This window comes from Brevundimonas sp. (genome assembly GCF_013823285.1).
Taxonomy (GTDB): domain Bacteria; phylum Pseudomonadota; class Alphaproteobacteria; order Caulobacterales; family Caulobacteraceae; genus Brevundimonas.
The window spans coordinates 1-8508 of record NZ_PNLV01000097.1 but is presented as its reverse complement, the minus strand read 5'-3'; the positions used below and the strand labels follow the sequence as shown (position 1 = coordinate 8508).

The following is an 8508-nucleotide window of genomic DNA, read 5'->3' as shown; positions in this document are numbered from 1 at the left end:
CGGACTTGCTGGGTTCGCCCGAGGCGACGGCCAGGATGCGGGCGAAGATCAGATCGCCCACCTCGGTCAGGGACGCGCCGGTCAGGACCGGCGAGGCGTCGATGTCCATGTCTTCGTCCATCCACGAGGCCAGCTTTGCGTTGGAGGCGACCTTGATGGACGGGGCGGGCTTGGCCCCGAACACCGAGCCGCGGCCGGTGGTGAAGACGATCAGATTGGCGCCCGAGGCGATCTGGCCGGTGGCCGAGCAGGGATCGTAGCCGGGGCTGTCCATGAAGCTGAGGCCCTTGGTGGTCAGGGGCTCGGCGTAGCCGATGACGTCGTTGAGGGGCGTCGAGCCGGACTTGGCCACGGCGCCCAGCGACTTCTCCAGAATGGTGGTCAGGCCGCCCTTGAGGTTGCCGGGGGAGGGGTTGTTGTTCAGCTCCATCTGGTGCCGTTCGGCGTAATCGCGCCACCAGTCGAGACGGGCGTTGAGGCGGTCGGCCACGCCTTGAGAGACGGCGCGGCGCAGCAGCAGATGCTCGGCGCCCCATATCTCGGGCGTTTCGGACAGCATGGCGGAGCCGCCGCTGGCCACCAGACGGTCCACCGCCGCGCCCAGCGCCGGATTGGCGGTGACGCCGGACCAGCCGTCGGAGCCGCCGCATTGCAGGCCGACGGTCAGGTGTTCGGCGGAGACGGTCTGGCGTTTCGCCTCCGCGGCCTCGGCGATCATCTCGCGGACGATGGCCTGGCCCTGCTCGATGGCGCGGGACGTGCCGCCGGCCTCCTGAATGGTCATGGCCCGCAGGAACGGCCCGGCCTGTAGCCCCTCGCGGGCCATGAAGTCGGGGATCTGGTTGGCCTCGCAGCCGAGACCCACCACCAGAATGCCCGCGAAATTGGGATGGCGCGCATAGCCCGCCAGGGTGCGCTGGAGCAGGGTCACGTCCGAGCTCATGGAGGCGCCGCCGCAGCCGCCCTGATGGGTGAAGGCCACAACGCCGTCGATGCCGGGATGATCCTCGGGACGGAAGCTGTCGGCGATGCGCCGGGCCACGGTGGCCGAGCAGTTCACGCTGGTCAGCACGCCGATGTAGTTGCGGGTCCCGACCCGGCCGTCGGCGCGGACATAACCCTCAAACGTGGCGCCGGGCTGGATATGGACGGGGCGGGCGTCCACGCCGACCTCGGCGTCCCGGCTGTCGTCGGCCATGGCCAGATTGTGGGTGTGGACGTGCGACCCGGCGGGGATGGCGGCGCGGGCCCGGCCGATGACCTGACCGTATTTGCGCACGATGGCGCCGTCGGCGATGGCGTGGCGGGCGACCTTGTGGCCGGCGGCGACGTCATCGCGCACAGGCGTGGTGAGCCCCCTCGGGTTCGAACCGGCCGCCAGATCCTCAAGCGCCACGGCCACGTCGTCGGCGGGGTTGAGGATCAGGACGCGGCTCATGACCGGGGCAGGCTTTCCACGAAGGCTTCCACGGCGCCCTGGGCGCCGCGCTCGATGAGGCTGAGATGGGCGTTGGTCACCGCCTTGGCAAACCGGGCGTCGGCGGCGAGGGCGGGCGGGAAGACAGCTGCGAGGTCCAGCAGGGCGGCGACCTTGGCGGCGGGCCCGGCCGCGCCCTGGACGCGCCGCGCGGTCTCGGCGGCGAGCGGGTCGTTCACGGTGAAGGCGTTTCCGGCGTCGTCCACGCCGTCCTGCCAGCGCATCCAGCCGGCCACGGCGAGGGCCAGGGCGTCGTTGGGCTGATCCTTGTCCAGACGCGCGGCGCAGGCGGCCAGCAGGCGCTGGGGCAGCTTCTGGCTGCCGTCCATGGCGATCTGGACGGTGCGGTGCTGCAGCGCGCTGTTGGCGAAGCGGCGCATCAGCTCGCCGCGATAGGTCGGCACGTCCAGACCCGGCGGCGGGGTGAGGGTGCTTTCGGCCTCGTCCCACAGGGCCTCGACGAAGCGGGCGTAGGCGGGGATGGCGACGACCTGATCCACATACTGGAGGCCCGCCAGACCGCCCAGATAGGCGATGGCCGAATGGGCGCCGTTCAGAAGGCGCAGCTTGGCGTCCTCCCACGGGGCCACGTCGGCGGTGACTTGCACGCCGAGGGAGTCGAAGTCGGGGCGGGGTCCGGCGAAGCGGTCCTCGATCACCCACTGGGTGAAGGGCTCGGTCTTGACCATGCCCTGATCGGTCACGCCCAGCAGACTTTCGTTGGCGGCCACATCGTCGGGCGTGGTGGCGGGGACGATGCGGTCCACCATAGTCTGGGGAAAGGCGCCGTGGGTCTCGATCCAGTCGCGCAGGCCGGGGTCGATGCGCCCGGCCATGTCCAGCACGGCCTGACGGATGCGGGCGCCGTTGTGGGGGACGTTGTCGCAGGAGACCACGGTGAAGGGGGGCAGGCCCGCCGCCTTGCGCGCGGCCAGGGCGGCGGTGACAAAGCCGGGGGCGGTGCGCGGCGCCGACAGGTCGGACAGGTCCGCCGTAACATCCGGATCGTCGGTCATCAGGGCGCCGGAGGCGGGGTCGAGCCGGTAGCCTTTCTCCGTCACGGTCAGGGTGACCATGTGCACGTGCGGGTGGGCCATGGCGGCCACGAGCGCGGCCGGGTCCTCGGGTGCCACCAGCACGGACTGGATCGCGCCGATGACGCGCACGTCGCGCCGATCGCCGTCCCGCACCACGACGCTGTAGAGGCCGTCCTGGGGGTTCAGCTGATCGCGCACGCCGGGCGAGCGCAGGGAGGCGCCGAGCACGCCCCAGCGCAGGTCGCCCGCCGCCAGGGCGTCATCGAACACCACCGCCTGATGGGCCCGGTGAAAGGCGCCGACGCCCAGATGCACCACCCCGGTCTTCACCGCCGCGCGGTCATAGGCCGGCTGCGCCGCCGCCGGAGGCAGGGCGTCGAGCGTGGCTTGGGACAGTCGTGTGGTCATCGCATCAGGTTGGGCAGGGTCATGGAGAAGGCCGGCACATAGGTGATCAGCATCAGGGAGACGATCAGGGCCAGATAGAACGGCCACATGGTCTTGACCGCATCCTCGACCCGGATCTTGCCCACGGCGCAGCCCACGAACAGGACCGAGCCCACCGGCGGCGTGACGAGGCCAATGCCCAGGTTGAGCATCATGACCATGCCGAACTGGACCGGATCCATGCCCGCCTCCATGGCCACCGGCAGGAAGATGGGCGAGGTGATGACGATCAGGGGCGCCATGTCCATGAAGGTGCCCAGCAGCAGCAGGATGACGTTGATCATCAGCAGCATGATGATGGGATTGTCCGACACCATGCGCATCAGGCCGGCCAGCTGGTCGGGCGCCTCGTTCAGGGCCAGCAGCCAGCCGAAGGCTGCGGCCGAACCGATGATGAGCATGACCATGGCGGTGGTCTTCACCGCATTCATGGCGGCGGTGACGAAGCCCTTGAAGGTCAGTGTGCGGTAGACCAGGAAGCCCACCACCATGGTGTAGATCACCGCCACGGCCGAGCTTTCGGTGGCGGTGAAGATGCCGCCCAGGATGCCGCCGAAGATGATCACCGCCGTGAGCAGGCCCGGGATCGCGCCGATCAGGGCGCGCATGAACACGGGCCAGCCGGGGAACTCGCCGCGCGGATAGCCGCGCTTGAGCGCCACCAGCCAGGCCACGACCATCAGGATCATGCCCGTGACGAGGCCGGGCACCACGCCCGCCATGAACAGGTCGGCCACGGAGATGGAGACCCCGGCGGCCGCCGCATAGATGATCATGTTGTGCGACGGCGGGATCAGCAGGCCGGTGACCGCGGAGGTGGTGGTGATGTTGACCGCATAGTCGGCGTCGTAGCCGCGCTTCTTCATCATCGGGATCAGGGTGGAGCCCAGGGCCGAGGCGCTGGCGATGGCCGAGCCGGACACGCCGCCGAACATCATGGAGGCGCCCACATTGACCGGGCCCAGTCCGCCGCGAACCCGTCCCACGGCCGCGTTGGCCACGCGCACCAGCCGCTCGGCGATGCCCGACTGCTGCATCAGATCGCCGGCGAAGATGAAGAAGGGGATGGCCATCAGGGCGAAGACGTTCACCCCCGACGCGATGCGCTGGAACGCCACCAGCGGCGCGATGTCCATGTAGATGAAGGTCACCAGCGAGGCGATGCCGAGAGCGAAGGCCACCGGCACGCCCAGCACCAGCAGCACCAGCAGGGTGAGGAGGAGAAGCGTCAGCTCCATAGCGGTTCAACCTTTCCGCCGCGGGCCTCGGCGATCAGATGTTCGATCGAGAAGAAGACGATGAGCCAGCCGGCGATGGGCAGGGGCAGGTAGGCGAAGCCCCGGGAGATGCCGAGGGTGGCGATCTCGATGTCCCAGGTGCGGACCACCAGTTCGCCGCCCCACACGCCCATGGCTGCGCCGAAGGCCCCGACCATGAGCAGGGAGAAGGCGCGCGCAACCCGCGCCACGGCCGGCGGCATGGCCCCCGTGGCGGCGGTCATGCCGATATGGAACTGCTCGCGCACCCCCACGGCGGCGGCGAGAAGAATGAACCAGACCATCAGGGCCAGGGATGCCTGTTCGGCCCAGGCGGGCGAGGCGCTGAGCACATAGCGGGCGAAGACCTGCCAGCCGATGACGGCGGTCATGACCACAAGGCCGGTGGCCGCGAAGACCAGGGTCAGGCGGCTGATCCAGCGGGAGGTGGCGGCGAGGATGGACAGCATATCCTACTCCATGGCCTGGATGTCGCGGACCAGCCGCCGCTGCAGGTCGGTGACGATGAACCGCTCCCAGACCGGGGCCATGAGGGCGCGGAACGGCTCCACGTCCACGTCCTCGATCAGCTCGCAGCCGGCGTCGATGACGTTCTGGCGCGCCGAGGCCTCGCGGGCGTCCCAGATGTCGCGCATGTAGGGCACGCTCTCATTGGCGCATTCCATGACCAGATCCCGATCGGCGGGGGTCAGGCGGTCCCAGGTGCGCTGGGACATGACGAAGGCCTCCGGCGCCATGACGTGGCCGGTGGCGGTGTAGTAGCGCGCCACCTCGTGGTGCCGGGTGTCGTCGTAGGAGGGCATGTTGTTCTCGGCGCCGTCCACCACGCCCTGAACCAGCGCCTGATAGACCTCGCCGAAGGGGATGGGCGTGGGGTTGGCGCCCAGGGCGCGGACCATGGCCACATAGAGGTCCGAGGGCTGGACTCGGATCTTCAGGCCGCGCAGATCCGCCGGCGTGCGCACGGGGCGGACCCGGTTGTAGAACGAGCGCTGGCCGGAGTCGTAGAAGCACAGGCCGATCAGGCCGTGGGGCCGCAGGGTCTCGAGGATGGCGCGGCCCGGTTCGCCGTCCAGCGACCGGCGCATGTGGTCTGTGGAGCTGAACAGGAAGGGCAGGGCCGGGACGAAGGTGGTGGGCTCGATCACGTTCAGGGGCGCCAGATTGACCCGGTTCACGTCCAGACCGCCGAACATGGTGATCTCGAGGGTGTCACCCTCGCCGCCCAGCTGGCCGCCGGGATAGTTGCGCAGGCGCAGGCGGCCGTCGGTGCGTTGCGACAGCAGTTCTCCGAAGTGGTCGACGGCCTGGACCGTGGGATAGCCGGCCGCGTGGGTGTCGGCGCCGCGCAGGGGGCGTTCGCCGATCTCCTGGCTGCAGGCTGCGGCGCCCAGCAGCAGGGGCGCGGCCAGGGCGGCGCGTCGTGTGGGGTTGAGGGTCAAAGCTTGTACGCCTGTTTCACAAGGTCATAGGTGAGGGCGCGGGCCACCTCGTGGGCCTCGTCCTCCTCCAGCCGGTGCTCGACTACCAGCCTGGCCAGGAAGCCGCAGTCCATGCGTCGGGCCACGTCGTGGCGGGCCGGGATGGACAGGAAGGCGCGGGTGTCGTCGTTGAAGCCGACGGTGTTGTAGAAGCCCGCCGTCTCGGTGGTCTGTTCGCGGAAGCGGCGCATGCCCTCGGGGCTGTCGTGGAACCACCAGGCGGGGCCCAGCTTCAGCGCCGGATAGTGGCCGGCCAGCGGGGCCAGCTCGCGGGCGTAGACGCTCTCGTCCAGGGTGAAGACGATCATGGAGAATTTGGGGTCGGAGCCGAAGCGGTCCAGCAGGGGCTTGAGCGCGCGCACATAGTCGGTGCGGGTGGGGATGTCGGCGCCCTTGTCGCGGCCGAAGCGCTCGAAGGCCCAGCCGTTGTGATTGCGGAATGAGCCGGGGTGCAGCTGCATCACCAGACCGTCCTCAGTGCTCATGCGCGCCATCTCGGTCAGCATCTGGCCGCGGAACAGCTCGGCGTCGGCGGGCTCGAAATGGCCCAGGACGATCTTCTCGAACAGGGCCCTGGCCTCGGCGGGGGCCAGATCGGCGGTGAAGGCGGTGGGGTGGCCGTGGTCGGTGGAGGTGGCGCCCATGGCGGCGAAGAAAGCGCGGCGGTTCTGCAGCGCCGCCAGATAGCCTTCCCAGGTCAGGGCGTCCTCGCCGGTGATCGCGCCCAGCTGGACCAGATTGTCCCGGAAGCCCTCATAGTCGGGATCCAGCACCGGGTCGGGGCGGTAGGCGGTCAGGACGCGGCCCTTCCAGCCGGACTCGCGGATGGTCTTGTGGTGCGCCAGGCCGTCCAGCGGGCTTTCGGTGGTGGTGATGACCTCGATGTTGAAGCGCTCGAACAGGGCGCGCGGGCGGAAGGAGTCCTGGCCCAGCTTGTCGGCCATGACGTCATAGTAGTGGTCGGCGGTCTCGGGGGTCAGGCGCTCGGTGAGGCCGAAGACCTCGGAATAGACCCAGTCGTGCCAGAGGCGCGACGGGGTGCCCCGGAACAGGGGGTAGTGCTCGGCGAAGCGGCGCCAGATGGCGCGGGGATCGGTCTCGACCGGCCCGCCGTCGGCGCGCGGCACGCCCAGGCTCTCCATGGAGACGCCCTGGCTGAACAGCATGCGGAAGACGTAGTGGTCGGGGGTGATCAGCAACTCGGCCGGATTGGCGAAGGACTCGTTGCCCGCGAACCAGGACGGATCGGTGTGGCCGTGCGGGCTGATGATCGGCAGATCCTTCACCTCCGCATAGAGGCGCCGCGCCACGGTGCGGGTGTCCGCATCGGCGGGGAACAGGCGGTCGGGGTGCAGGCTGAGCTTGGCGGTCATCACGACAATCTGAACAGGGCAGGGCAAGGCGCAAGGGCGCGGGCGACGCGAATGTTAGCGTGACCATAGGGCCCGGGCAGGCGAACGCGAAGGCCGCCCTTAAGTGCTCCAGGGATCGGAAAAGTCGCCAACCCGTGTCTCATCCCTTGAAATGGAAGGCCTTGGAGATGCGGCCTTCTCTGGTTCTGCGGCCATAGTTTCTGCAATCGGGGAAAATGTCCACCGGTTACCGCAGGGATTGCCACCGGTGTCATATCGCGACAGTATCGTTCCCGAGCGACCGGGGCGGGGGCATCCGTTCACGAGCGCCGATGATGAGCCGGGCGTCAGACCTGGCCAGTCAATGGGACGGAGACACCATGCGCCACATCAAGACCTCTTGCAGCCTGTTCGCCATCGCCGCCGCCCTGGCGGCCGCACCCGCCGCAGCCCAGGATGGGCTGCTGTTTCACGTTTCCGCCGATGAGAGCCTGACCGCCGACGTGGCCGAGGGGCAGGCCGAGCCGAACTTCGCCAGCCACGTCTCGATCCGTCCCGGCGGGCGATCCGGCGGCTATATCGAGGCCCAGGGCGCCCAGACCCTGACGTGGGAGGCGCCCGGCAACATCCAGGCCCAACGCGGCACCCTGTCGTTCTTCTGGCGCGCCCGCGAGCCGGTGAGCCGCAATGAGTTCCCGGTTTTCCGGGTCAGCTATTCCGACCACAGCAGCTGGGACATGGTCTGGCTGCGCATCGACTGGAACGGAGCGGGCTTCGACGCCTTCGTGACCGACACCAACCTGTCCCGGTCGCGCGTCTCATGGCGCGGGCTGGAGACGCTGGATCCCGATCGCTGGGTCCATATCGCCTTCGCCTGGGACGAAACCACGGGCGTGCAGCTTTACGTCGACGGCCAACTGGTCGGCGAGCAGGCCGGGGCCATGACCCTTGACGCCGGGCTGGACCAGATGGGGCCGCACAGCCGCATCATCAGCCCCTATCAGGTGCAGAGCCGCTACAACTTCATGCGCGGCGGCGACCTGGACGAACTGAAGGTCCATGACCGCGCCCTGTCGGCGGCGCAGATCGCCGCCCTGGCCCGGGGCGGCGAGGTCCAGGTCCCGGCCCCGTCGATCACCGCCGACCGCTGGACGGCCTGGCGTCATCGTCTGGGATTTGACGGCGCGGCGCCGCCCGCCATCGCGCCCTATACCGCCATCCGCAAGGTGGAATTCGACAGCACCTATGACCTGCAGCAGCGGTTCCTGAAGGGATCGGACGGGGTGCGGGAATCCACCTGGCCGGGCGTCTACTACCGCTCGCGTCTGCCGGGCCGGCACGACTATTTCGAGATCCCGGACTGGAACGTCTATGTGGAGGGTGGGCGAACGATCACCTTCAACCTGCCGGACGAGCCCTGGAACAGGCTGGAGTTCA

General features: G+C 69.1%; 7 protein-coding genes. 1 reads left to right on the top strand and 6 read right to left on the bottom strand.

What is annotated here, in order from left to right:
• The 6 genes from C0461_RS11840 to uxaC all read right to left on the bottom strand — a co-directional run.
• Positions 1 to 1438, bottom strand: a 1438-nt coding sequence (locus tag C0461_RS11840) for an altronate dehydratase family protein (protein ID WP_292107177.1), incomplete at its 3' end; no start/stop codon positions are given.
• Entirely contained in the window at positions 1435 to 2922 is a 1488-nt protein-coding gene (locus tag C0461_RS11835; protein ID WP_292107175.1) for a mannitol dehydrogenase family protein, read from the bottom strand. The genes C0461_RS11835 and C0461_RS11840, both read right to left, overlap by 4 nt.
• A complete protein-coding gene (locus tag C0461_RS11830; RefSeq protein WP_292107173.1) occupies positions 2919 to 4199 on the bottom strand; it encodes a TRAP transporter large permease in 1281 nt (426 codons plus the stop codon). Before C0461_RS11830 ends, C0461_RS11835 begins: the two co-directional genes overlap by 4 nt.
• Positions 4190 to 4687, bottom strand: a complete 498-nt coding sequence (locus C0461_RS11825) for a TRAP transporter small permease (RefSeq protein WP_292107171.1) — start codon at positions 4685 to 4687, stop codon at positions 4190 to 4192. Before C0461_RS11825 ends, C0461_RS11830 begins: the two co-directional genes overlap by 10 nt.
• A 3-nt stretch (positions 4688 to 4690) precedes the next feature.
• On the bottom strand, positions 4691 to 5680 hold the full coding sequence (locus tag C0461_RS11820; protein WP_292107169.1) for a TRAP transporter substrate-binding protein: 990 nt from the start codon (positions 5678 to 5680) through the stop codon (positions 4691 to 4693).
• A complete protein-coding gene (uxaC, locus tag C0461_RS11815; RefSeq protein ID WP_292107166.1) occupies positions 5677 to 7092 on the bottom strand; it encodes a glucuronate isomerase in 1416 nt (471 codons plus the stop codon). The genes C0461_RS11820 and uxaC overlap by 4 nt, the downstream gene beginning before the upstream one ends.
• A gap of 359 nt (positions 7093 to 7451) precedes the next feature.
• Here uxaC and C0461_RS11810 point away from each other — a divergent pair.
• A partial coding sequence (locus C0461_RS11810) for a LamG domain-containing protein (protein WP_292107163.1) occupies positions 7452 to 8508 on the top strand: 1057 nt, incomplete at its 3' end.